Below are 22,889 nucleotides of genomic sequence, written 5' to 3' on the forward strand. Positions count from 1 at the left end.
ATGAGACTTGATAAGTTTTTAAAAGTATCCAGATTAATTAAACGCCGCACATTGGCGAAAGAGGTCGCCGATCAAGGGAGAATCACCGTTAACGGGAATCAGGCGAAAGCCAGCTCAGACGTAAAAGCCGGTGATGAACTGACGGTCCGCTTCGGCCAGAAGCTTGTCACCGTGAAGGTAAACGAATTGAAAGAAACAACGAAAAAAGAAGAAGCCGCGGGCATGTATACAATCGTCAAGGAAGAAAAACTCGGCGAATAGGCTTGTTCTAAACAAGGCTCCCGCCTCATACAATGCAGTAATAATGCTAAAAGTATCGAGGATATGGAGGCTGAATAGATGAATTCATATTATGAGCAAAAAGGTTCTTCTTCTGTTCCGGAACAGCATGATGTAACGATGAAAGGGAGAAAGCATTTAGACATTTCGGGCGTCAAGCATGTGGAAAGTTTTGACAACGAAGAGTTTTTGCTGGAAACGGTTATGGGAATGCTTTCCGTCAGAGGCGAGAACCTGCAGATGAAAAATCTTGATGTGGAAAAAGGGCTTGTATCTATAAAAGGCAGGGTGTTTGACCTTGTATATTTAGACGAGCAGCAAGGGGATAAAGCTAAAGGGTTTTTTAGCAAGTTGTTTAAATGACGCTGACGACCCAATTTTATACGATGCTGGCAATGACCGGTATGGGCGCCTGGCTCGGAGCGTCGCTTGATACATACAGGCTGTTTGTCAGCCGCGCCAAAACGGCCAGATGGCTGTTATTCATTCATGACATTCTCTTTTGGATTGTACAAGGTCTGCTGTTTTTCTATGTGCTGCTCAACGTGAATGAAGGAGAACTCAGGGTATACATTTTCTTGGCTGTCTTACTGGGTATTGCGACGTACCAAAGCCTGTTTAAACGAATGTATATAAAAATACTGAAATTTGCCATTCATCTTGCGGTGTCTCTTTACCAATTCGCAAAAAAGCTCATTCAGCACGTGCTGTTCCGTCCGGTGCTTCTGCTCTTTAAGCTGCTCATCGGGCTGATCACGGTTGTTTCTTTATACTCCTATCGGGTGAGTGCCTTTTTTGCGAAGTGTCTTTTTAAGATCGTAACGTTTTTGCTGTATCCGCTGTTTTTCCTGTTGAAACAATTATTGAAACTTCTTCCTGAAAAGTGGCGTCTTACTTTCAAACGATATTTTCAAAAAAGTGCAGGATTTTTACAAAAGAGCAAGAAACTAATCATAATAATCAGATCGACCATGATACGTATTTTGAAAAGGTGAAAGGAGGACCGTCTGGTTTGAATCTATCTAGAGAACGTACAATAACTGAAATTCAAAACGACTATAAAGAGCAGGTTGAACGGCAATCCCAGCTTATGAAAAGAAGGCGGAAAGGGCTTTTCAGACGGTTGATCGTATTCGGCGCCCTTGTGTTGTTGACGGCTATTGTCTTAGCGGGTTCTCTTTGGTCACAGACCTCTTCCCTTAGCGCAAACGAAGAAAAGAAAGCTAGGCTGGAAAAACAAGTAAAAGAATTGAACGCGAAACAGGCTGATTTAAAAGATGAAATTTCCAAATTAAAGGATGAGGATTACGTCACAGAGCTTGCCAGAAGAGACTTGTTTATGTCAGGAAATGGTGAGATTCTCTTCAATGTAGAGAAGAAGAGCAAGTAGCCTTGTTGACACTTAAATTTTTATTTAGGTATAATTAAACAAACGATCTTTTTATAAGCCTAAGGAGGAGCACTTTTTTTATGTCGATTGAAGTTGGCAGCAAGTTGCAAGGGAAAATAACAGGTATTACAAATTTCGGAGCATTTGTTGAATTGCCTGGAGGCTCAACCGGTCTCGTTCATATCAGTGAGGTAGCCGATAATTATGTAAAAGACATTAACGAGCATTTAAAAGTCGGCGATCAAGTTGAAGTGAAAGTCATCAACGTTGAAAAAGACGGGAAAATTGGTTTATCAATTAAAAAAGCTAAAGACCGTCCGCAAGCCAGACCTAGAAATGATTTCCGTCCAAAAGAATCTTTTGAACAGAAAATGAACAAGTTTCTTAAAGATAGCGAAGACCGCTTATCATCTTTAAAACGAAACACGGAATCAAAACGTGGAGGGCGCGGAGCAAGAAGAGGATAACTTGCTGCTTTCTATAAATACATGGAGCATCCGTCTATCCCAGCGGGTGCTTTTTTTGTATGCGCTGGTATAGTCAGAAAATTAAAACTTTAAAGTTCCTGTTGACGGAATGAAGAAACCTTTGTATTATATAACTTGTGCTTATAAGCACCTATATGGCGGTGTAGCTCAGCTGGCTAGAGCGTACGGTTCATACCCGTGAGGTCGGGGGTTCGATCCCCTCCGCCGCTACCATATATATATGGCCCGTTGGTCAAGCGGTTAAGACACCGCCCTTTCACGGCGGTAACACGGGTTCGAATCCCGTACGGGTCATCAAGCGAATCGGCTTCTGTTGCAGAAGCCGATTTTTTCATATTTAGACAACTTTTTGAGAAATGTCGGAGGAAATACGAAAGGAAAGGGGAACAAGGGAGAAAGCGTCGAAGAGTTCTTTGGAATTGTTACCTTCTTTTGACAAAATCCTATCTGGGCTTTCATTTATAATGACAAGCAACGAATAAAACAGGTGGGGGATGAGAGCAATGGAAAAAGCGGAAAGAAGAGTGAACGGGCCGATGGCGGGACAAGCTCTGGAAAAACTGCAATCGTTTTTTGAAAAGGCGGCAAAGCTTACAGTCCATCAAGCGCATTCACTTTTTTTCTATAAGGGTTTCATTTATGTCGTGATCGGTTTTTTACTTGGACGGGCTTTCATATTATCTGAGGTTCTTCCGTTTGCGCTGCCGTTTTTCGGAGCGATGCTTTTGATCAGAAGAGATAAAGCCTTCTATGCTTGTCTGTCTTTACTTGCGGGCGCTTTAACCATTTCGCCGAAACACTCTTTATTGATTCTCACAGCTTTGGCCGTCTTCACTCTATTTTCAAAAATCGGTACATATATCGTGCAGGACCGGGTGAAGATGCTGCCGATCGTGGTGTTTTTCTCTATGGCTGCCGCGAGAATCGGATTTGTTTATTTTGAGAGCGGCGCTTTTACCACCTATGATTATGTGATGGCTGTTGTCGAGGCGGGTCTGGCCTTTATTCTGACGCTGATCTTTTTGCAAAGCCTGCCGATCTTCACGATCAAAAAAGTGAAGCAATCGTTAAAAATAGAAGAAATCATCTGTTTTATGATTTTGATCGCATCCGTTTTAACCGGGCTTGCCGGTGTTTCATTTCAGGGAATGCAGGCTGAGCATATCCTGGCCCGCTATGTCGTGCTGAGTTTTTCCTTTGTCGGCGGGGCGAGCATCGGCTGTACGGTCGGTGTGGTGACCGGACTGATCCTCGGGCTTGCGAATATCGGGAATCTCTATCAAATGAGTCTGCTTGCGTTTTCCGGGCTTCTTGGCGGGCTGCTGAAAGAAGGAAAGAAAGCCGGAGCCGCAGTCGGATTAGTGATCGGCTCACTGCTGATTTCATTATATGGAGAAGGGTCTGCCGGATTAATGACCACTCTTTATGAATCTTTGATTGCCGTTGTTTTGTTTTTGATTACGCCCCAATCGATTACGAAAAAGGTGGCGCGATACATACCGGGCACTGCTGAGCATAGTCAGGAACAGCAGCAGTACGCGAGGAAAATCAGAGATGTCACCGCCCAGAAAGTAGACCAGTTCTCCAATGTGTTTCATGCCTTGTCGGAGAGCTTCGCCACCTTTCATCAGACGTCTTCTGATGAGCAGGCGGAAGAAGGGGAAGTGGATCTCTTTTTAAGCAAAATCACCGAGCATTCCTGCCAATCCTGCTATAAGAAAAGCAAATGCTGGGTTCAAAACTTTGATAAAACATATGACTTAATGAAACAAGTTATGCATGAAACAGAAGAAAAACAGTATGCCTCAAACCGCAGATTAAAAAAGGAGTTTCAACAGCACTGTTCCAAATCCAGACAGGTGGAAGAGCTGATTGAGGACGAACTTGCCCACCATCACGCCCATCTGACACTGAAGAGAAAAGTTCAGGACAGCAGAAGGCTTGTTGCCGAGCAGCTGTTGGGGGTTTCTGAGGTCATGGCGGACTTTTCTCGGGAAATAAAACGGGAGAGGGAGCAGCATTTTATTCAGGAAGAACAAATGATAGAGGCGCTTCAGCATTTCGGAATCGAGATTCAGCATGTCGAGATATACAGCTTGGAGCAGGGCAATATTGATATCGAAATGACAATCCCGTTCAGCGGAGGACACGGCGAGAGTGAGAAAATTATCGCCCCGATGCTGTCTGACATTCTTGAGGAGCAGATACTTGTCAAAAGCGAACAGCACTCGACTCATCCGAATGGGTACAGCCATGTCGCGTTCGGTTCGACCAAGTCGTACCGGGTATCGACAGGCGCGGCTCATGCGGCAAAAGGCGGCGGCCTTGTCTCCGGAGACAGCTACAGCATGATGGAACTGGGGGCGAGAAAGTATGCGGCCGCGATCAGTGACGGCATGGGCAATGGGGCGAGGGCCCATTATGAGAGCAATGAAACGATTAAGCTGCTCGAAAAAATTCTCGAATCAGGTATTGATGAAAAAATAGCGATCAAAACGATCAACAGTATTCTGTCTTTACGGACGACAGACGAAATCTACTCAACTCTCGATCTTTCTATCATTGACCTTCAGGATGCAAGCTGCAAATTCTTGAAGGTCGGTTCAACGCCGAGTTTTATCAAGCGGGGAGATCAAGTTATGAAAGTTCAGGCCAGCAATCTGCCGATCGGCATCATCAATGAATTTGATGTGGAGGTTGTAAGTGAACAGTTAAAAGCGGGAGATCTGCTCGTCATGATGAGTGACGGTATTTTTGAAGGGCCGAAGCACGTTGAAAACCACGACCTGTGGATGAAGCGGAAAATGAAAGGGCTGAAAACCGAAGATCCGCAGGAAATCGCTGATATATTAATGGAAGAGGTCATCAGAACGCGTTCCGGCCAAATCGAAGACGATATGACAGTGGTTGTTGTCCGGATTGATCACAACACGCCGAAATGGGCTTCCATACCGGTGCCGGCGGTTTTCCAAAATAAAAAGGAGATTTCTTAATCCATTCGTATAAATCACTTTCCTTCTGGCGAAGATGGGACTAATCGTATCACCGGGAGGAATGTATGTGAATAAGGGACATTTAAATCAAGTTCTGCTGATTACAGATGGCTGCTCCAATCATGGTGAAGACCCGATCGCAATGGCGGCTTTCGCCAAGGAGCAGGGGATTACGGTGAATGTTATAGGAATTATGGAAGAAAACGCGATTGACCAAGAGGCAATGAAGGAAGTTGAAGACATCGCCATGGCCGGAGGCGGCGTCCATCAAGTTGTGTATGCGTCACAATTGTCTCAGACGGTTCAAATGGTGACGAAAAAAGCAATGACCCAGACGCTGCAAGGTGTCGTCAATCAAGAGCTTAAACAAATTTTAGGGAAAAACGTTGAAATGGAAGAGCTTTCTCCTGAAAAACGCGGCGAAGTGATGGAAGTGGTTGATGAACTCGGCGAAACGGTTCATCTGCAAGTGCTTGTGCTGGTTGATACGAGTGCGAGTATGGCGCCGAAACTGCCGACGGTGAAAGAAGCGCTGATCGATCTTTCCATCAGTTTAAATTCCCGGGCCGGGCAAAATGAATTTGCCATGTGTATATTTCCCGGGAAAAGCCAGGAAGTTGAGCTTGTGCTGAATTGGACGCCGAAGCTTGAATCTCTTTCTGCACTCTTTGCGAAGCTGTCGACCGGCGGTATCACCCCTACGGGCCCCGCTATCCGGGAAGCGACGCAGCAGTTTGAGAGAATCCGCTCAAGAAGGAGTATGTTGGCAGATGATGAACGACGCTTTAACGAGTTTGGCATGTAGTCTGGCACCGGGGACGGCAATTCAGGGCAAATGGAACGGCAAATCCTACAGATTGCTCAAACAGCTTGGAAAAGGGGCTAACGGTATTGTATATCTGGCAGAAGCATCAGGCGGACAGGTCGCTTTGAAAATAAGCAGCGACAGCATGTCTGTTACCTCTGAAGTGAATGTCTTAAAATCCTTTTCAAAGGCCCGGTCGCAAACGATGGGGCCTTCTTTTTTTGATGCGGACGACGCGTTTATTCCGCAGCTGAATAAAAATGTCTCTTTTTACGTGATGGAGTACATAGAAGGGCCGCTTCTTCCGCAATATATCAGCAGTAAGGGAGCGGAGTGGATTCCGGTGCTGATGGTGCAGCTTCTTTCCAGCTTGTCAGTCCTTCATCAGCAGGGATGGGTTTTTGGCGACCTCAAACCGGAAAATCTCATTGTAACCGGACCACCGGCTGCTATTCGCTGCATTGATGTAGGGGGAACGACAAAACAGGGCCGCGCGATTAAAGAGTATACGGAGTTTTACGACAGGGGCTATTGGGGGTATGGAACAAGAAAAGCAGAACCATCCTATGACCTGTTTGCTGTCGCAATGATCATGATCCACTGTGTCCAGAAGAAAGAGTGCAAAAAGTCAGGACAGCCGAAAGAACAGCTTCGTTCTATCATTGAAGGCCACCCGTTTCTGAATAAGTATAAGAAGGTTCTGTTTTCTGCTTTAAACGGCCAATATCCGTCTGCGGAAGCCATGAAGCATGACATCCTGACGGCGGGGCAGAGCGCCGGGAGCAAAAGGAAAGCCGCCGCCAAGACTAAGCCGCCGCAATCAAAACCGCGGCAGGGCACTGTATCTCAAACGCGGTATAAACCTAAACAAAAACCCGCAAAGCACAATGGTTTGTTTGAAACAACACTTATTTTAATCAGCGTTCTCGCCCTTTATTTCGCTTACATCGTCTTTTTTCTCATCTAATGCCGGCCGGGCGCCTGCGCTCATGCTTCTTCTTTGCTTGGAGGGAATGAAAGTGATAGGATATGTATATCTTTAAAAAACCTGCTCATTGTGAGGGGGACATTGTGAAAAGCGTGGAAGATTTTTTCAAAACATATCATCTTCAGGCGGAGGGAGAAACGATTATTGCCGGGGTCTCCGGAGGCCCTGATTCAATGGCGCTTCTCAGAATGCTGAATAAGCACTTCGGGCATTCCTCCGTTATCATAGCGGCGCATGTCGACCATCAGTTCAGGGGTCCTGAATCTGAAGAAGATATGAAGTTTGTGCAGTCATATTGCGAAGCGGAACACATCCTCTGTGAAACGGTACAGATTGATGTTTCTGCATACGCAAAGAAGAATAGGCTGAACAAGCAGGCTGCCGCGCGTGATTGCAGATATCAGTTTTTCGAAGATCTGATGGCGAAACACCAAGCGAAGTTTTTGGCGCTGGCTCATCATGGCGATGACCAGGTTGAGACAATGCTCATGAGGCTTGCGAAAGGTACGCTCGGGGCAGGGCTTGCGGGAATGCAGCCCGTCCGCGAATTTGCATCCGGCTGGCTGATCAGGCCTCTCCTTTATGCGGCAAAGGATGAAATCCTTGAATACTGCCGTCAAAAAGGGCTCAGCTACAGAACGGATGAGAGCAATGCAAAAGACGATTATACAAGAAACAGATTCAGAAAGACCGTGCTTCCTTTTTTAAAACAAGAATCACCTGACGTTCATAAAATGTTTCAAAAGGTGAGTGAAGCACTGACAGAAGACGAACAATACCTGCAGTCATTAACGAAAGAACGAATGAATAAGGTTATTACAAGCAAGTCTGACACATCGGTTGAAGTCAATTCCTCTCAATTGCTTGCCCTTCCGATACCTTTACAAAGAAGAGGAGTTCAACTAATATTAAACTATCTTTATGAAAACGTTCCATCGTCGTTTTCCGCCCGCCACATACAGCAGTTTCTCGAATGGGCGGAAAATGGAAGCGCCTCGGGAGTGCTTGATTTTCCGAAAGGGCTGAAGGTGGTCAAATCATATCAGACATGTTTGTTTACATTTGAACAATGGCAATGTGAAAAAGTTCCCTTTGAGCTGCAGCTGCAAGGAGCGGAAGGCGAGACTGCTGTTCTCCCCAACGGCTTTATGATAGAGGTGGCCGATCAGGCTGACCCTCATATCAAAAATGGGAATGCTGTTTTTATGACAAGCAGAAACAAGGTGCAATTTCCTTTAACAATCCGGACGAGAAAAATCGGCGACCGGATCAAACTTAAAGGGATGAATGGCTCGAAAAAGGTGAAAGATATATTTATTGATCATAAACTGCCTCTGCGGGATCGGGACGAATGGCCGATTGTAACGGATGCGAGCGGTGAAATTATCTGGCTGCCTGGCTTGAAAAAATCCATCTTTGACGATCTTGTGATTTCAAACAGTGACCGCATTGTATTACAATATAGACAGCATGAAAAGTGTAGGGGGCAAGCATTAACATGAAACAGGATATCGAAAAAGTGCTGATCTCAGAAGATGAGATCCAGCAGAAAGTAAAACAGCTTGGAGAACAATTAACAAGCGAGTACAGCGACACGTTTCCGTTGGCAATCGGTGTGTTAAAGGGAGCGCTTCCTTTTATGGCTGATCTTATAAAGCATATTGATACATATTTGGAAATGGACTTCATGGATGTATCAAGCTACGGAAATTCCACGGTTTCTTCCGGAGAAGTCAAAATCATCAAAGATTTGGATACATCTGTAGAAGGCCGGGACATCTTAATCATTGAAGATATTATCGACAGTGGGTTAACCTTGAGCTATCTCGTAGAACTCTTCCGATATCGTAAAGCGAAATCAATTAAGATTGTTACCCTGTTGGATAAACCAAGCGGAAGAAAAGCGGACATTAAAGCAGACTTCGTAGGCTTTGAAGTTCCTGACGCGTTTGTTGTGGGTTACGGACTTGATTATGCCGAACGCTATCGCAATCTGCCTTACATCGGAGTATTAAAACCGGCGATTTATGAAAGCTGATCGGCTGCCTGCTTCCGAGATGGTTATCGGTTGTATTGGAATGATTTTCTATGGTACTATTGAACATAGTTGTGCTTACTGTGGGAGGAGGTAAGGAATGAATCGGGTCTTCCGTAATACCATTTTTTATTTACTTATTTTATTAGTAGTAATCGGGGTTGTGAGTTACTTCCAGACTTCAAACCCGAAAACAGAAAATATGTCGTACAGTACGTTTATCAAGAACCTCGATGAGGGGAAAGTTGATAGCGTATCGGTTCAGCCTGTCAGAGGTGTTTATGAGGTAAAAGGACAGCTGAAAAAATACGACAAAGACCAGTACTTTTTAACACATGTTCCTGAAGGAAAAGGAGCAGACCAGATATTTGATGCAATTAAAAAGACGGACGTAAAAGTTGATCCCGCACAGGAAACAAGCGGGTGGGTGACGTTCTTAACGACGATCATTCCGTTTGTCATCATCTTTATTCTGTTTTTCTTCCTGCTCAATCAGGCTCAGGGCGGCGGCAGCCGTGTCATGAACTTCGGAAAGAGCAAAGCGAAGCTGTATACGGAAGAAAAGAAACGCGTGAAGTTTAAAGATGTAGCCGGCGCGGATGAGGAGAAGCAGGAGCTTGTTGAGGTTGTTGAGTTTCTGAAAGATCCTCGCAAATTCGCCGAGCTTGGCGCCAGAATCCCTAAAGGCGTGCTGCTGGTCGGACCTCCGGGAACCGGTAAGACATTGCTTGCGAGAGCCTCAGCCGGTGAAGCGGGCGTTCCTTTCTTCAGCATCAGCGGATCTGACTTCGTTGAAATGTTTGTCGGTGTCGGTGCTTCCCGTGTGCGTGATTTATTCGAAAATGCGAAAAAGAATGCGCCTTGTCTGATCTTCATTGATGAGATCGACGCGGTGGGACGTCAGCGCGGCGCCGGTCTTGGCGGCGGGCATGATGAACGCGAACAGACACTGAACCAGCTGCTTGTTGAGATGGACGGTTTCAGTGCGAATGAAGGAATCATTATTATCGCTGCGACAAACCGTGCGGACATTCTTGACCCTGCATTGCTTCGTCCGGGACGTTTTGACCGTCAGATTACGGTAGACCGTCCGGATGTCATCGGCCGTGAAGCCGTATTGCAGGTCCATGCGAGAAACAAACCGCTTGATGAAACGGTGAACTTAAAAGCAATCGCTTCAAGAACACCCGGTTTCTCAGGCGCCGATTTAGAAAACCTTCTTAACGAAGCGGCACTTGTTGCTGCCCGTCAAAACAAGAAGAAAATTGATATGCGCGACATTGATGAAGCGACGGACCGTGTCATTGCGGGCCCTGCGAAGAAGAGCCGCGTCATATCGAAAAAAGAACGCAATATCGTGGCGTACCACGAGGGCGGTCACACCGTTATCGGACTTGTGCTGGATGAAGCCGATATGGTTCATAAAGTAACGATCGTTCCGAGGGGGCAGGCGGGCGGATACGCGGTCATGCTTCCGAGAGAAGACCGTTACTTCCAGACAAAACCTGAACTTCTCGATAAAATTGTCGGTCTTCTGGGCGGACGGGTTGCCGAGGAAATTATCTTCGGCGAAGTCAGCACGGGGGCTCACAATGACTTCCAGCGGGCAACGAGCATTGCCAGAAGAATGGTGACAGAGTTCGGTATGTCAGAAAAACTCGGACCGCTTCAGTTCGGTCAATCTCAAGGCGGTCAAGTATTCCTGGGCCGGGATTTCAACAACGAGCAAAACTACAGTGATCAGATCGCTTACGAAATCGATCAGGAAATTCAGCGCATCATTAAAGAATGTTATGAGCGTGCGAAAACCATCCTGACTGAAAATCGCGATAAGCTTGAATTGATTGCTCAGACATTGCTTGATGTGGAAACATTAGATGCGGAACAAATCAAGCATCTCGTGGATCACGGAAAACTCCCTGAGCGCAATTTCTCAGATGACCATCTTCAAAAAGACGATGTGAAAGTAAACATCCTGTCTAAAACAGAAGACGAAAAGAAAGACGAGCCGAAAGAATAGTTCGCTTTCTGATATGAAAACCGCCGGCGTATACCGGCGGTTTTTTTACTGGTTCCGTTTTGTTTACAAAAGAGCCGCAGATCGTGTATGGTATTGTAGAATGTTGAAAATGTTATGATTAGAAACTATTCAAAAGTGGTGATAGAGGTTGTTACTGGTTATAGATGTGGGGAACACCAACACCGTGATTGGTGTATATCATGATGGGGAATTAGAATATCATTGGCGCATAGAAACGAGCAGGCACAAAACAGAAGACGAATTCGGCATGCTGCTCCGTTCCTTATTTGAACATTCCGGACTCATGTTTGAACAGATTGAAGGGATTATCATCTCATCCGTGGTGCCGCCGATTATGTTCTCTTTAGAAAGAATGTGCACAAAATACTTTCACATCGAGCCGCAAGTTGTCGGCCCGGGAATGAAAACAGGTTTAAATATAAAGTATGACAATCCGAAAGAAGTGGGAGCTGACAGGATCGTCAATGCCGTTGCGGCGATCCAGCAGTATGGCGGCCCCTTAATTGTTGTTGATTTCGGAACGGCGACGACGTATTGCTACATTGATGAAAACAAACAATACATGGGCGGCGCGATTGCCCCCGGCATTACGATTTCAACGGAAGCGCTGTACTCACGTGCGGCGAAGCTTCCGAGAATTGAAATTGCCCGTCCGGACAATATCATCGGCAAAAACACGGTAAGCGCCATGCAGTCCGGCATCCTTTTCGGCTATGTCGGACAAGTTGAAGGTATAGTGAAGCGGATGAAATGGCAGGCAACACAGGAACCGAAAGTCATTGCGACAGGCGGGCTTGCGTCATTAATCGCAAACGAATCAGACTGTATTGATATTGTTGACCCGTTTCTCACTCTGAAAGGGCTGGAAATCATTTATGAGCGAAATCGCGTGGGTCACGTATAGGAGGTAAACGATGGATTATTTAATTAAAGCAATTGCATATGACGGTAAAGTGCGGGCTTATGCAGCCAGAACGACAGATATGGTAAATGAAGCGCAAAGAAGGCATGACACGTGGCCGACGGCATCAGCCGCAATCGGCCGGACGATGACAGCTTCTCTGATGCTCGGAGCGATGCTTAAGGGTGAAGATAAGCTGACAGTCAAAATAGAAGGCGGCGGCCCGATCGGAGCCATTGTCGCAGACGCGAACGCAAAGGGTGAGGTAAGAGCATACGTATCAAACCCGCACGTTCATTTTGATCTCAATGAACAAGGGAAACTGGATGTCAGACGGGCGGTCGGAACTGACGGAACACTCAGTGTCGTAAAAGATTTGGGCTTGCGTGATTATTTTACGGGACAAGTAGAGATTGTCTCGGGTGAACTCGGTGACGACTTCACGTATTACCTTGTTTCTTCTGAACAAGTCCCTTCATCTGTCGGCGTAGGTGTTCTAGTAAATCCTGATAACACGATTCTCGCGGCGGGCGGGTTCATCATTCAGCTTCTTCCGGGGACTGATGAAGAAACCATTTCAACAATTGAAAAGCAATTATCTCAAATCGAACCGATTTCAAAATTGATTCAAAAAGGCCTGACACCGGAAGAAATCTTAGAAGAAGTTCTGGGGCAAAAACCGGACGTTCTCGAAACAATGCCGGTCAAATTTCACTGTTCTTGTTCAAAAGATCGATTCGAAACGGCCATTTTAGGACTAGGCAAAAAAGAAATACAAGATATGATAGAAGAAGACGGAAAAGCCGAAGCGGTTTGCCATTTTTGTAATGAGAAATATTTATTTACAAAAGAAGAACTGGAAGAGCTTCGTGACGAAACAACCCGCTAGCTCTTTAGCGGGTTGTTCTATTTTATAAAAGGGATGGGGTAGATTTTGAAATCGAGAACACTTTTGACGATTATTGTAGCGGCGCTGTTAGTATGCAGTGTGACAGTGGCGTATAAGTTAACAAAATCCCAAGCCGCGGGGTCATCTGAAGAATCCATCGCGACAATCGGTGATAAACATATCACACGGCAAGACTGGATGAAAAAGATGGAAGACCAGTACGGAAAATCAACTCTGGAAGACATGATTAATGCAGAAGTAGTGGAAGAGCTTGCGAAAAAGAATAAACTCACAGTTTCAAACAGCGAATTGGAGCGGGAGTTTCTTTTAATCAAAGCGGTAGATAATTCATTTTATGAAGACAGCCATATTACCGAAAAAGAATGGAGAGACCAGATCCGCTACAATATTCTTCTTGAAGAACTGCTGACGAAGGACATCGATATATCGGATAAGGAAATGCAATCATTTTATAATAAAAATAAAGAATTGTACCATTTCGATGATTCCTACAGAATCCGGCACATTGTCGTCAAAAACAAAGATGAGGCGGACAGGGTGCTTGCTGATTTGAAAGGCGGTTCCAGCTTTGAAGCCGTCGCCGCTGAACGTTCCACGGACAGATATACGTCTCAGTATGGCGGAGACCTCGGCTTTGTGACAGAAAAACAGGAAAATATCCCGCAGGCATATATCACAGAAGCTAAAAATCTTAAAGAAGATGAATGGTCCGCTGAACCGATTAAAGTTTCTTCAGGATACGCCATCATTCAGCTGAAAGAAAAGCTTAAATCGAGAACTTTCTCATACAATGAAGTGAAGAGCCAAATCAGACGCCAGATCGCGATGGATCAATTAGGTGACAAGGCGACAGTCAAAACGCTGTGGAAAGAGGCGGGGGTCTCTTGGTTCTACGGGGAAAAAAGAACTAAATGATTGACAAAAAATTTTGAAATTGATAACTTATATTTATAATACCAATAAATTTAGTCGGAAATTGAGGTGTCCAACATGGTGCGTATTGCAAATTCTATTACTGAACTAATCGGAAATACTCCTATTGTGAAATTGAATCGCCTGACGGATGAAAACAGTGCAGATGTATATCTGAAGCTTGAATACATGAATCCGGGCAGCAGCGTAAAAGACCGGATCGGAGTGGCGATGATTGAAGCGGCTGAAAAAGAAGGAAAATTAAAAGCCGGCGACACAATCATTGAACCGACAAGCGGAAATACAGGAATCGGTCTTGCGATGGTGGCAGCGGCTAAAGGTCTCAGAGCCATTCTCGTTATGCCTGATACGATGAGTATGGAGCGACGCAATCTGCTGCGCGCATACGGAGCGGAGCTTGTGCTGACTCCCGGCGCAGAAGGAATGAAGGGCGCCATTAAAAAGGCGGAAGAACTTGCCGAGGAACACGGATACTTTGTGCCTCAGCAATTCAACAATGCGGCAAACCCGGAAATTCACCGCCAAACGACAGGGAAAGAAATCGTAGAACAGTTTGGTGACGACCAGCTTGATGCGTTCGTGGCCGGAATCGGTACCGGCGGAACCATCACGGGAGCGGGCGAAGTGCTGAAAGAAGCATATCCATCCATCAAAATCTATGCGGTAGAGCCGGCGGATTCTCCAGTTCTTTCCGGCGGAAAACCGGGCCCGCATAAAATTCAGGGTATCGGAGCGGGATTTGTCCCTGAAACATTGAATACGGACATCTATGATCAGATCATTCCCGTCAAAAACGAGGATGCATTTGAATATGCCCGTAAAACGGCAAAAGAAGAAGGGATTCTCGGCGGCATTTCTTCCGGAGCGGCCATTTACGCGGCACTGGAAATCGCGAAAAAATTGGGGAAAGGCAAGAAAGTGCTTGCGATCATCCCTAGTAACGGAGAACGTTACTTAAGCACACCGCTTTATCAGTTTGAATAGAGACATACACACGGCTCCCGGCTGTATCCGGGAGTTTTTTTTGTGCCTGAAGCATCGGAAATCCAAAAAACGTTTCGAATTTTATGGTTGGAAGTGAAATTCACTTTTTTCACCAGTGTGATTGCTTTAAAATAAAACTACAGTAAAACGAAGCAGAGGATTGATATGATGGCACAACGCAGACCGGCAGGAAGAAAAATACCTTTTACGAAACAAGCATTTTTACAGCGATATGAAAACCTTTCGAAATCGAGAAAACGGCATGTTCTGCTCGAAAGCGCGAGAGGGGGAAGATTCAGTATAGCCGGTCTAGATCCGATTGCGTCCGTCAGAGGAAAAGACGGAATTACAACGATCAAGCATGAGGGGGAAACACTGTTTAAAGAAGGTGACCCGCTGCGGGCCTTTCATGAATGGTTTGGAACGCTCGGAACGGAAACAAACGTTGAGTTTCCGGACTTTCAGGGCGGTGCGATTGGTTTTATCAGTTACGACTACGCCCGATATATTGAGAATTTTAAGATGCTGTCGTTAGATGATCTGGAAACACCTGATATTTACTTTCTGGTTTTTGATGATGTAGCTGTTTATGACCATGAGGAAGAGGCGTTATGGCTCATTACCCATACTGAAGCGGAAGAAGCGGATCTTGCGGAAGAAAAGCTGTCCGGCTTAGAGGACATGTGGTGTTCCCTCCAAACGGCGGACGAGCCTTTTTCACCGCTGAATCGGAATGGGGACGGATCGTACGCCGCTCCGTTCACCGAGGAAGGATTTTCACAGGCTGTAGAACAAATTAAACAATATATCGCGAGCGGCGATGTGTTCCAGGTTAATTTGTCCATCAGGCAGTCTCAGTCCTTATCCGTTCATCCGTATGAGGTGTATAAACACTTGAGAAACGTCAATCCGTCTCCTTACATGGCCTATCTCGAGACACCGGGGTTTCAAGTGATATGCGGGTCGCCGGAGCTATTGGTGACAAAGAAGGGGAAGAAGCTTGAAACGAGACCGATCGCGGGTACGCGTTCAAGAGGAAAAGACGATGCTGAAGACAAGGCTTTGGCTGATGAATTAATTCACAACGAAAAAGAACGTGCGGAACATGTCATGCTTGTTGATCTTGAGCGCAATGACCTCGGGCGCGTATCGCGCTACGGCTCCGTGCGGGTTAACGAATTTATGGCAATCGAAAAGTATTCCCACGTCATGCATATCGTGTCAAACGTACAGGGGGAACTGCAGGACGGATATGACGCGACAGACATTATTCATGCGGTTTTCCCGGGGGGCACCATCACGGGAGCGCCCAAAGTGAGAACGATGGAAATTATAGAAGAGCTTGAGCCGACAAGACGGGGGCTTTATACTGGATCTATAGGCTGGTTCGGATTCAACGGAGATTTGCAGTTTAACATTGTGATCCGGACGATCTATGCAGCCGGCGGACATGCTTTCATGCAGTCCGGAGCAGGAGTGGTCATTGATTCGGTTCCGAAGCATGAATACAAGGAATCGTTCAAAAAAGCTTTTGCGATGAAAAAGGCGTTAGAGCTGAGCGAAGAAGAGACAAAAAATCAGACGAGGTGAGCAGAGATGATTTTAATGATTGACAATTATGATTCATTTACGTACAACTTGGTTCAATATTTGGGTGAGCTCGGGGAGGAACTGATCGTCAGACGGAATGACGAGATTACGATTGAGCAGATTGAAGAGCTGGGTCCGGACTTCTTAATGATTTCACCCGGGCCGTGCAGTCCTGATGAAGCGGGGATCAGCCTCGAAGCCATCAAACATTTTGCCGGCAGTATTCCTATTTTCGGCGTATGTCTCGGACATCAGTCGATTGCGCAAGTATTCGGCGGCGACGTCGTCAGAGCGGAGCGGCTCATGCACGGCAAAACGTCAGAAGTTATGCATGACGGACAGACGATTTTTAAAGGCCTGCAAAATCCGCTGGTCGCCACCCGGTATCATTCACTTATTGTCAAAGCGGACACGCTGCCGGATTGTTTTACGGTATCCGCTCAAACCAAAGAAGGAGAAATTATGGCAATCCGCCATAATGAGCTGCCTGTTGAAGGTGTTCAGTTCCATCCGGAATCCATCATGACCTCCTTCGGCAAAGAGATGCTCAGAAACTTTATAGAGACACACCGCAAAAAGGAAGTGACGGTGTGATTATATATTTGAATGGTCAATATATAGAGGAGAAAGAAGCGGCGCTTTCTCCTTTTGACCATGGTTATCTGTACGGGATCGGCGCGTTCGAGACGTTCAGGCTTTACAGCGGCCGGCCGTTTCTGCCGGATGCGCATGTCGCCAGGCTCAACAGGGCGCTTCGGGATCTGCAGATTGCATATGAGGTGAACAAACAGGAGCTGCTTGATATGCTTCTAAGACTGTTGCTCCTCAATGACATCAAGGACGGCAGCGCACGTGTCCGGCTTAACATCTCGGCAGGCGTCAGCGATAAGGGATTTGCCGCGCAGACTTATGAAAAGCCGACCGTCCTTTGTTTCGTCAACCGGCTCAATCCGGAAACTCTGCCTGTTCAAAAAGAAGGCAGGCTTCTCTCTGTCCGGAGAAATACGCCTGAAGGATCTTTTCGGTTAAAATCCCATCACTATTTAAACAACATGTATGCTAAACGGGAGATCGGGAATGATCCCAATCTTGAAGGCATTTTCCTGACCGGTGAAGGAGATGTCGCGGAAGGCATTGTCTCCAACGTGTTTTGGCGAAAAGGAGACAAGGTCTTTACACCATCCTTGGATACAGGCATTCTCGACGGCGTAACGAGACAGTTTGTTATTGATGAATTGAAACGGCAGGGGACAGAAGTCACCGAAGGCCGATTCCGTTTTCAATCAATGCTTGAAGCGGATGAAGCATGGTTGACAAACTCCGTGCTTGAAATCATCCCGTTTTCTAAAATAGAGGAAGTGCCGCTGCCCGGAGTGAGCGGAAAAACGGTGCAATTGCTCCGTAAGCAGTATCAGCAGGAAATAAACAAAATGAATGTACAGGAGGAGGAACAAAATGGCGCAGCAAACAATTGAACATCCTAAACTGATTCATACAAAAAAAGGCACTCTTTCCTATAAAGAGAAGACGCTCGTTATGGGGATATTAAATGTAACGCCAGACTCCTTCTCTGACGGCGGCAAATACGACAGTACGGAAAGGGCGCTTCTGCATGCGGCGAAGATGGCTGAAGAAGGGGCGCATATCATAGATATCGGCGGTGAATCGACAAGACCCGGCGCATCACTCGTGTCGGCTGATGAGGAAATGTCACGAGTCATCCCTGTCATAGAGCGGATCACAAGCGAGCTGGACATTCCGCTTTCAATCGATACGTACAAAGCGTCCGTGGCAGACGAAGCGGTCAAAGCGGGAGCCTCTATCCTTAATGACATCTGGGGGGCGAAAGGTGATCCTGACATGGCGTCAGTAGCCGCCGCACACGGGGTTCCGATTATCTTAATGCATAACCGCATGGAAAGAAACTACAACGATCTTATTCCTGATATGCTTGCAGACTTGATGGAAAGCGTAAAAATTGCCGCGGAAGCCGGCGTCACAGATGAAAATATGATTCTGGATCCGGGGATCGGCTTTGCGAAAAACTATGAGGACAATCTGGCTGTCATGAACAAGCTGGAGGTGTTCAGCGGGTTAGGTTATCCGCTGCTTCTGGCGACATCGAGAAAAAGGTTCATCGGCCGTGTGCTTGACCTTCCCCCTGAAGAACGTGCCGAGGGAACGGGAGCGACAGTATGCCTTGGCGTCCAAAAAGGCTGCGACATTGTGAGGGTGCACGATGTCAAAGAGATCGCAAGAATGACGAAGATGATGGATGCTATGTTGAACAAAGGAGGCGTACATTATGGATAAAGTATATGTGGAAGGTATGGAGTTTTACGGATATCACGGCGTGTTCGAAGAAGAAAACAAACTCGGCCAGCGCTTCAAAGTAGACCTGACTGCCGAACTGGATTTGAGCAAAGCGGGAAAAACGGATGACCTTTCTTATACCATTAACTATGCGGAATTGTACAGTGTCTGCCGCGGCATCGTTGAGGGCGAACCCGTCAATTTGGTCGAGACGCTTGCGGAACGGATCGCAGACACCGTCCTTGAGAAATTTGAGCCGGTGCAGCAATGTACGGTAAAAGTTGTTAAGCCTGACCCGCCGATTCCCGGCCATTATAAATCAGTAGCCATAGAAATGACGAGAAAGAAATCATGAACAATACGGCATATATCGGCCTCGGTTCCAATATGGGCGACCGTGAACATTATTTGCGCCAGGCAGTGGCCATGCTCACCCGGCATCATGGCGTGACGGTGTCAAAGGTGTCCTCCATATATGAAACAGATCCCGTCGGCTATGAGGATCAAGATCAGTTTCTTAATATGGCGGTTGAAGTGAAAACGTCGTTATCTCCTTTTGAACTTCTTGATGTAACGCAGAGCATTGAAGCTGAATTAGGCAGAACGAGAGAGATTCGCTGGGGACCGCGGACGGCAGACCTTGACATTTTGCTGTATAATCGTGAAAATATTGAAACGGAGCGGCTGATTGTTCCGCATCCGAGAATGTATGAGCGCTTATTTGTCCTTGCGCCGTTAAAAGAAATATGTTCGCAGGCGGATCATATCACGATAAGCGCTGAAACAAACCAAGAAGGTGTAAGAGTATGGAAGCAGAAATCTGGGGTAGGCGAATTCGTGCATTCAGAAAGCTGAAAGGTTATACTCAAGAAGGATTTGCAAAAGCATTAGGTATATCAGTTTCTATTGTCGGTGAAATTGAACGCGGAAACCGATTGCCGTCAGATGCCATCATTCAAGAAGCGGCAGATGTTTTAAATATAAGTGCGGACGAATTGGCCCCGCCTGAAAAATAGACAAATGAAAGGAGGGGAAAAATGTTTAAAATCGGTGATATTCAATTGAAAAACCGGGTTGTGCTTGCCCCTATGGCCGGTGTCTGCAACTCAGCGTTCAGATTGACTGTAAAGGAATTCGGAGCCGGATTGGTATGCGCTGAAATGGTCAGTGACAAAGCGATTCTTTACAACAATGCCAGAACAATGGGGATGCTTTACATTGATGAACGTGAAAAACCGCTCAGCCTTCAGATTTTTGGAGGAAAAAAGGAAACCCTTGTGGAAGCGGCGAAGTTTGTAGATCAAAACACGACTGCTGATATTATTGATATTAACATGGGATGTCCCGTACCCAAGATTACAAAATGTGACGCGGGCGCCAAATGGCTTCTCGATCCCGATAAGATTTATGAAATGGTATCCGCAGTAGTAGATGCTGTTGATAAGCCGGTTACAGTGAAGATGAGAATGGGTTGGGATGAAGAGCACATTTATGCGGTGAAAAATGCCCAAGCCGTTGAACGTGCCGGCGGAAAAGCCGTTGCCCTGCACGGCCGCACAAGAGTGCAAATGTATGAAGGCACTGCGAACTGGGATATCATTAAAGAAGTGAAGCAATCCGTCTCCATTCCCGTCATCGGAAACGGTGATGTCAAAACGCCTCAGGACGCGAAACGCATGCTTGAGGAAACAGGAGTTGACGGCGTCATGATCGGCCGGGCCGCACTCGGCAACCCGTGGATGATTTACCGTACGGTGCACTACCTTGAAACCGGCGAGTTAAAAGACGAACCGAAAGTCCGTGAAAAAATGTCGGTATGCAAACTGCACTTAGACCGCCTGATTAAGTTAAAAGGCGAAAATGTGGCAGTCAGAGAAATGAGAAAACACGCTGCCTGGTACCTGAAAGGTGTCAGAGGCAATGCGAATGTACGCAACGAAATTAACCAATGTGAGACGCGTGAAGAAGTTGTGCAGCTTTTAGATGCATTTACCGCCGAAGCAGAGGCAAAAGAGCTTCAAGATGCAAAAGTAGGTTAATATACACCCTCTATTGCTGCTCACTGCCAGCTTACCGCTGGCAGTTTTTCTGCTTTTTCGTGAAAACAAAATGTAACGGAGTGATACCAATGAGTCAAGAAGAGCAAAATCATGAGGAATTGAACGACCAGCTGCAAGTCAGACGAGATAAAATGAACCAGCTTAGAGAAAACGGCATTGACCCTTTCGGCGAACGTTTCGAGAGAACGCATCAATCTCAACAGATCATTGACGCCTACCAGGAGCTTTCTAAAGAAGAACTGGAAGAAAAAGCGATCGAAGTGACCATTGCAGGCCGTATGATGACAAAGCGCGGAAAAGGGAAAGCCGGCTTTGCGCATCTGCAGGACTTAGAAGGTCAAATTCAAATTTACGTAAGAAAAGACAGTGTCGGCGAAGAACAATATGAAATCTTTAAATCTTCAGACCTCGGAGACGTTATCGGCATCACGGGGAAAGTTTTCAAAACAAACGTAGGCGAGCTTTCTGTCAAAGCGACATCTTTTGAACTGCTGACAAAAGCACTGCGTCCTCTTCCTGATAAATATCATGGGTTAAAAGACGTTGAACAGCGTTACCGCCAGCGCTATCTCGATCTCATCGTAAACCCTGACAGCAAACAAACGTTTATCACACGCAGCAAAATCATCCAAGCGATGAGAAGATACTTAGATGACCATGGATACTTAGAAGTTGAAACACCTACGATGCACAGCATACCGGGAGGAGCGTCTGCACGCCCGTTCATCACGCACCATAACGCGCTCGACATGCCTCTTTATATGCGTATTGCGATTGAACTGCACCTAAAACGCCTGATTGTCGGCGGATTGGAAAAAGTCTACGAAATCGGCCGTGTGTTCCGTAATGAAGGTGTTTCTACACGCCATAACCCTGAATTCACGATGATCGAGCTGTATGAAGCGTACGCCGATTATAAAGATATTATGAGCCTTACGGAAAACCTCGTTGCACATATTGCGCAGGAAGTGCTTGGAAGCACCACAATCCAGTACGGCGAAGAGCAGATTGATCTGAAACCTGAATGGAAACGACTCCATATGGTAGATGCGGTCAAAGAAGCGACAGGTGTAGATTTCTGGAATGAGATGACTGTTGAAGAAGCGCGCGGTCATGCAAAAGAGCATGGTATCGAGATCACAAATTCAATGACGGTAGGTCATATCATCAATGAATTCTTCGAACAAAAAATTGAAGAAACACTCATTCAGCCTACATTTATTTACGGCCACCCTGTAGAGATTTCTCCTCTTGCTAAGAAAAATCCGGAGGACCCTCGCTTTACAGACCGTTTTGAGCTGTTTATCGTCGGCCGTGAGCACGCTAATGCGTTTACGGAGCTGAATGACCCTATTGACCAGAGGGAACGCTTTGAAGCGCAATTAAAAGAAAGAGAAGAAGGAAACGATGAAGCGCATATGATGGATGAAGACTTCGTTGAAGCTCTTGAATACGGCATGCCGCCGACCGGGGGATTGGGTATCGGTATCGACCGCCTTGTCATGCTGTTAACAAATGCTCCGTCTATCAGAGACGTTTTATTATTCCCTCAAATGAGACAACGCTAATAAAAGGGAAGGCGCCGTTTCTGCTTATCGCAGTACGGCGCTTTTTTAGAAACAAGCCGCTCGTAAAACTTTTTTGATTTTCTTTTAAAAAAACTATTGCACTATTATTTGCGAGGTGGTATATTATTATTCGTTGCCGCTAAACAAGGCGCTGACGAAAAAAGAAATTTAAAAAGTTGTTGACTTCAAGAGATTGATAAGATATAATAATAAAGTCGCTTGAATGAAAGACAAAATGATCTTTGAAAACTAAACAAGACAAAACGTACCTGTTAATTCAAAGTTTTAAATAAATCGCACAGCGATGTGCGTAGTCAGTCAAACTACTTTATCGGAGAGTTTGATCCTGGCTCAGGACGAACGCTGGCGGCGTGCCTAATACATGCAAGTCGAGCGGACAGATGGGAGCTTGCTCCCTGATGTTAGCGGCGGACGGGTGAGTAACACGTGGGTAACCTGCCTGTAAGACTGGGATAACTCCGGGAAACCGGGGCTAATACCGGATGGTTGTTTGAACCGCATGGTTCAGACATAAAAGGTGGCTTCGGCTACCACTTACAGATGGACCCGCGGCGCATTAGCTAGTTGGTGAGGTAACGGCTCACCAAGGC

24 protein-coding genes, 2 tRNA genes and 1 rRNA gene are annotated in these 22,889 nt (G+C 46.1%); all 27 read left to right on the plus strand.

All coding sequences use genetic code 11. The features are described 5' to 3' along the window. A complete protein-coding gene (locus BXO87_RS20055; protein ID WP_007409934.1) occupies positions 1-261 on the plus strand; it encodes an RNA-binding S4 domain-containing protein in 261 nt (86 codons plus the stop codon). A gap of 78 nt (positions 262-339) precedes the next feature. Beyond that, on the plus strand, positions 340-642 hold the full coding sequence (yabP, locus tag BXO87_RS20060) for a sporulation protein YabP (protein ID WP_038456688.1): 303 nt from the start codon (positions 340-342) through the stop codon (positions 640-642). Then, positions 639-1,274, plus strand: coding sequence for a spore cortex biosynthesis protein YabQ (gene yabQ, locus BXO87_RS20065; protein WP_038456690.1), 636 nt, complete (start codon positions 639-641; stop codon positions 1,272-1,274). Before yabP ends, yabQ begins: the two co-directional genes overlap by 4 nt. A gap of 17 nt (positions 1,275-1,291) precedes the next feature. Next, positions 1,292-1,669 carry a cell division protein DivIC gene (divIC, locus tag BXO87_RS20070; RefSeq protein WP_032858294.1) on the plus strand — a complete coding sequence of 126 codons (378 nt, stop codon included), beginning with the start codon at positions 1,292-1,294 and terminating at the stop codon, positions 1,667-1,669. A gap of 80 nt (positions 1,670-1,749) precedes the next feature. Further along, positions 1,750-2,136, plus strand: a complete 387-nt coding sequence (locus BXO87_RS20075; RefSeq protein ID WP_004264630.1) for a S1 domain-containing RNA-binding protein — start codon at positions 1,750-1,752, stop codon at positions 2,134-2,136. Between the two features lie 157 nt (positions 2,137-2,293). Continuing rightward, positions 2,294-2,370, plus strand: a tRNA-Met gene (locus tag BXO87_RS20080). Positions 2,371-2,379: 9 nt separating this feature from the next. Beyond that, a tRNA-Glu gene (locus BXO87_RS20085) sits at positions 2,380-2,451 on the plus strand. 209 nt (positions 2,452-2,660) lie between these two features. Next, a complete protein-coding gene (gene spoIIE, locus BXO87_RS20090) occupies positions 2,661-5,150 on the plus strand; it encodes a stage II sporulation protein E (protein ID WP_007409936.1) in 2,490 nt (829 codons plus the stop codon). Between the two features lie 67 nt (positions 5,151-5,217). Continuing rightward, positions 5,218-5,955 carry a VWA domain-containing protein gene (locus BXO87_RS20095; RefSeq protein ID WP_038456694.1) on the plus strand — a complete coding sequence of 246 codons (738 nt, stop codon included), beginning with the start codon at positions 5,218-5,220 and terminating at the stop codon, positions 5,953-5,955. After that, entirely contained in the window at positions 5,921-6,922 is a 1,002-nt protein-coding gene (locus BXO87_RS20100) for a protein kinase domain-containing protein (RefSeq protein ID WP_038456696.1), read from the plus strand. Before BXO87_RS20095 ends, BXO87_RS20100 begins: the two co-directional genes overlap by 35 nt. Positions 6,923-7,026: 104 nt before the next feature. Continuing rightward, positions 7,027-8,445 (plus strand): tRNA lysidine(34) synthetase TilS, encoded by a 1,419-nt coding sequence (tilS, locus tag BXO87_RS20105; protein WP_038460631.1) that lies wholly within the window; start codon positions 7,027-7,029, stop codon positions 8,443-8,445. Then, positions 8,442-8,981 carry a hypoxanthine phosphoribosyltransferase gene (hpt, locus tag BXO87_RS20110; RefSeq protein ID WP_004264611.1) on the plus strand — a complete coding sequence of 180 codons (540 nt, stop codon included), beginning with the start codon at positions 8,442-8,444 and terminating at the stop codon, positions 8,979-8,981. Before tilS ends, hpt begins: the two co-directional genes overlap by 4 nt. 97 nt (positions 8,982-9,078) lie before the next feature. Next, complete coding sequence (ftsH, locus tag BXO87_RS20115; RefSeq protein ID WP_007615201.1) at positions 9,079-10,998, plus strand: ATP-dependent zinc metalloprotease FtsH; 1,920 nt, start codon at positions 9,079-9,081, stop codon at positions 10,996-10,998. 148 nt (positions 10,999-11,146) lie between these two features. Next, entirely contained in the window at positions 11,147-11,923 is a 777-nt protein-coding gene (locus BXO87_RS20120) for a type III pantothenate kinase (protein ID WP_007409940.1), read from the plus strand. A gap of 10 nt (positions 11,924-11,933) precedes the next feature. Continuing rightward, a complete protein-coding gene (gene hslO / locus BXO87_RS20125) occupies positions 11,934-12,809 on the plus strand; it encodes an Hsp33 family molecular chaperone HslO (protein WP_004264606.1) in 876 nt (291 codons plus the stop codon). A 45-nt stretch (positions 12,810-12,854) separates the two neighbouring features. After that, a complete protein-coding gene (locus BXO87_RS20130; protein ID WP_076851441.1) occupies positions 12,855-13,745 on the plus strand; it encodes a peptidyl-prolyl cis-trans isomerase in 891 nt (296 codons plus the stop codon). Positions 13,746-13,820: 75 nt separating this feature from the next. Beyond that, positions 13,821-14,747, plus strand: coding sequence for a cysteine synthase A (gene cysK / locus BXO87_RS20135; RefSeq protein ID WP_007615206.1), 927 nt, complete (start codon positions 13,821-13,823; stop codon positions 14,745-14,747). 168 nt (positions 14,748-14,915) lie between these two features. Next, positions 14,916-16,337: an aminodeoxychorismate synthase, component I gene (gene pabB, locus BXO87_RS20140; RefSeq protein WP_024084798.1), complete on the plus strand. Its 1,422-nt coding sequence runs from the start codon at positions 14,916-14,918 to the stop codon at positions 16,335-16,337. Positions 16,338-16,343: 6 nt separating this feature from the next. Then, a complete protein-coding gene (pabA, locus tag BXO87_RS20145; RefSeq protein WP_007409944.1) occupies positions 16,344-16,931 on the plus strand; it encodes an aminodeoxychorismate/anthranilate synthase component II in 588 nt (195 codons plus the stop codon). Then, entirely contained in the window at positions 16,928-17,812 is an 885-nt protein-coding gene (gene pabC / locus BXO87_RS20150; protein WP_039062450.1) for an aminodeoxychorismate lyase, read from the plus strand. The genes pabA and pabC overlap by 4 nt, the downstream gene beginning before the upstream one ends. Then, positions 17,793-18,650, plus strand: a complete 858-nt coding sequence (gene folP / locus BXO87_RS20155; RefSeq protein WP_042635686.1) for a dihydropteroate synthase — start codon at positions 17,793-17,795, stop codon at positions 18,648-18,650. The genes pabC and folP overlap by 20 nt, the downstream gene beginning before the upstream one ends. Further along, positions 18,643-19,005, plus strand: coding sequence for a dihydroneopterin aldolase (gene folB / locus BXO87_RS20160; RefSeq protein WP_003150671.1), 363 nt, complete (start codon positions 18,643-18,645; stop codon positions 19,003-19,005). Before folP ends, folB begins: the two co-directional genes overlap by 8 nt. Then, positions 19,002-19,505 (plus strand): 2-amino-4-hydroxy-6-hydroxymethyldihydropteridine diphosphokinase, encoded by a 504-nt coding sequence (gene folK / locus BXO87_RS20165; protein WP_042635687.1) that lies wholly within the window; start codon positions 19,002-19,004, stop codon positions 19,503-19,505. Before folB ends, folK begins: the two co-directional genes overlap by 4 nt. Then, complete coding sequence (locus BXO87_RS20170) at positions 19,457-19,666, plus strand: helix-turn-helix domain-containing protein (RefSeq protein ID WP_047935113.1); 210 nt, start codon at positions 19,457-19,459, stop codon at positions 19,664-19,666. Before folK ends, BXO87_RS20170 begins: the two co-directional genes overlap by 49 nt. A 21-nt stretch (positions 19,667-19,687) precedes the next feature. After that, complete coding sequence (gene dusB / locus BXO87_RS20175) at positions 19,688-20,689, plus strand: tRNA dihydrouridine synthase DusB (protein ID WP_007409948.1); 1,002 nt, start codon at positions 19,688-19,690, stop codon at positions 20,687-20,689. Positions 20,690-20,778: 89 nt separating this feature from the next. Beyond that, positions 20,779-22,278 (plus strand): lysine--tRNA ligase, encoded by a 1,500-nt coding sequence (gene lysS, locus BXO87_RS20180; protein ID WP_014416740.1) that lies wholly within the window; start codon positions 20,779-20,781, stop codon positions 22,276-22,278. A 328-nt stretch (positions 22,279-22,606) separates the two neighbouring features. Beyond that, positions 22,607-22,889 (plus strand): 16S ribosomal RNA (locus tag BXO87_RS20185); the annotation flags it as partial.

Source organism: Bacillus sp. GZB, assembly GCF_001975995.1.
GTDB classification, from domain to species: Bacteria; Bacillota; Bacilli; order Bacillales; family Bacillaceae; genus Bacillus; species Bacillus velezensis.

Excerpts from the sequence above, each read along its gene's own strand:
- hpt (WP_004264611.1), top strand. The coding sequence starts at position 8,442 with ATGAAACAGGATATCGAAAAAGTGCTGATCTCAGAAGATGAGATCCAG.
- dusB (WP_007409948.1), top strand. The coding sequence starts at position 19,688 with ATGTTTAAAATCGGTGATATTCAATTGAAAAACCGGGTTGTGCTTGCC.
- BXO87_RS20055 (WP_007409934.1), top strand. The coding sequence starts at position 1 with ATGAGACTTGATAAGTTTTTAAAAGTATCCAGATTAATTAAACGCCGC.
- BXO87_RS20075 (WP_004264630.1), top strand. The coding sequence starts at position 1,750 with ATGTCGATTGAAGTTGGCAGCAAGTTGCAAGGGAAAATAACAGGTATT.
- folP (WP_042635686.1), top strand. The coding sequence starts at position 17,793 with ATGGCGCAGCAAACAATTGAACATCCTAAACTGATTCATACAAAAAAA.
- pabB (WP_024084798.1), top strand. The coding sequence starts at position 14,916 with ATGGCACAACGCAGACCGGCAGGAAGAAAAATACCTTTTACGAAACAA.
- cysK (WP_007615206.1), top strand. The coding sequence starts at position 13,821 with ATGGTGCGTATTGCAAATTCTATTACTGAACTAATCGGAAATACTCCT.
- lysS (WP_014416740.1), top strand. The coding sequence starts at position 20,779 with ATGAGTCAAGAAGAGCAAAATCATGAGGAATTGAACGACCAGCTGCAA.
- hslO (WP_004264606.1), top strand. The coding sequence starts at position 11,934 with ATGGATTATTTAATTAAAGCAATTGCATATGACGGTAAAGTGCGGGCT.
- BXO87_RS20170 (WP_047935113.1), top strand. The coding sequence starts at position 19,457 with ATGGAAGCAGAAATCTGGGGTAGGCGAATTCGTGCATTCAGAAAGCTG.
- ftsH (WP_007615201.1), top strand. The coding sequence starts at position 9,079 with ATGAATCGGGTCTTCCGTAATACCATTTTTTATTTACTTATTTTATTA.
- spoIIE (WP_007409936.1), top strand. The coding sequence starts at position 2,661 with ATGGAAAAAGCGGAAAGAAGAGTGAACGGGCCGATGGCGGGACAAGCT.
- folK (WP_042635687.1), top strand. The coding sequence starts at position 19,002 with ATGAACAATACGGCATATATCGGCCTCGGTTCCAATATGGGCGACCGT.
- pabA (WP_007409944.1), top strand. The coding sequence starts at position 16,344 with ATGATTTTAATGATTGACAATTATGATTCATTTACGTACAACTTGGTT.
- BXO87_RS20100 (WP_038456696.1), top strand. The coding sequence starts at position 5,921 with ATGATGAACGACGCTTTAACGAGTTTGGCATGTAGTCTGGCACCGGGG.
- yabQ (WP_038456690.1), top strand. The coding sequence starts at position 639 with ATGACGCTGACGACCCAATTTTATACGATGCTGGCAATGACCGGTATG.
- yabP (WP_038456688.1), top strand. The coding sequence starts at position 340 with ATGAATTCATATTATGAGCAAAAAGGTTCTTCTTCTGTTCCGGAACAG.
- folB (WP_003150671.1), top strand. The coding sequence starts at position 18,643 with ATGGATAAAGTATATGTGGAAGGTATGGAGTTTTACGGATATCACGGC.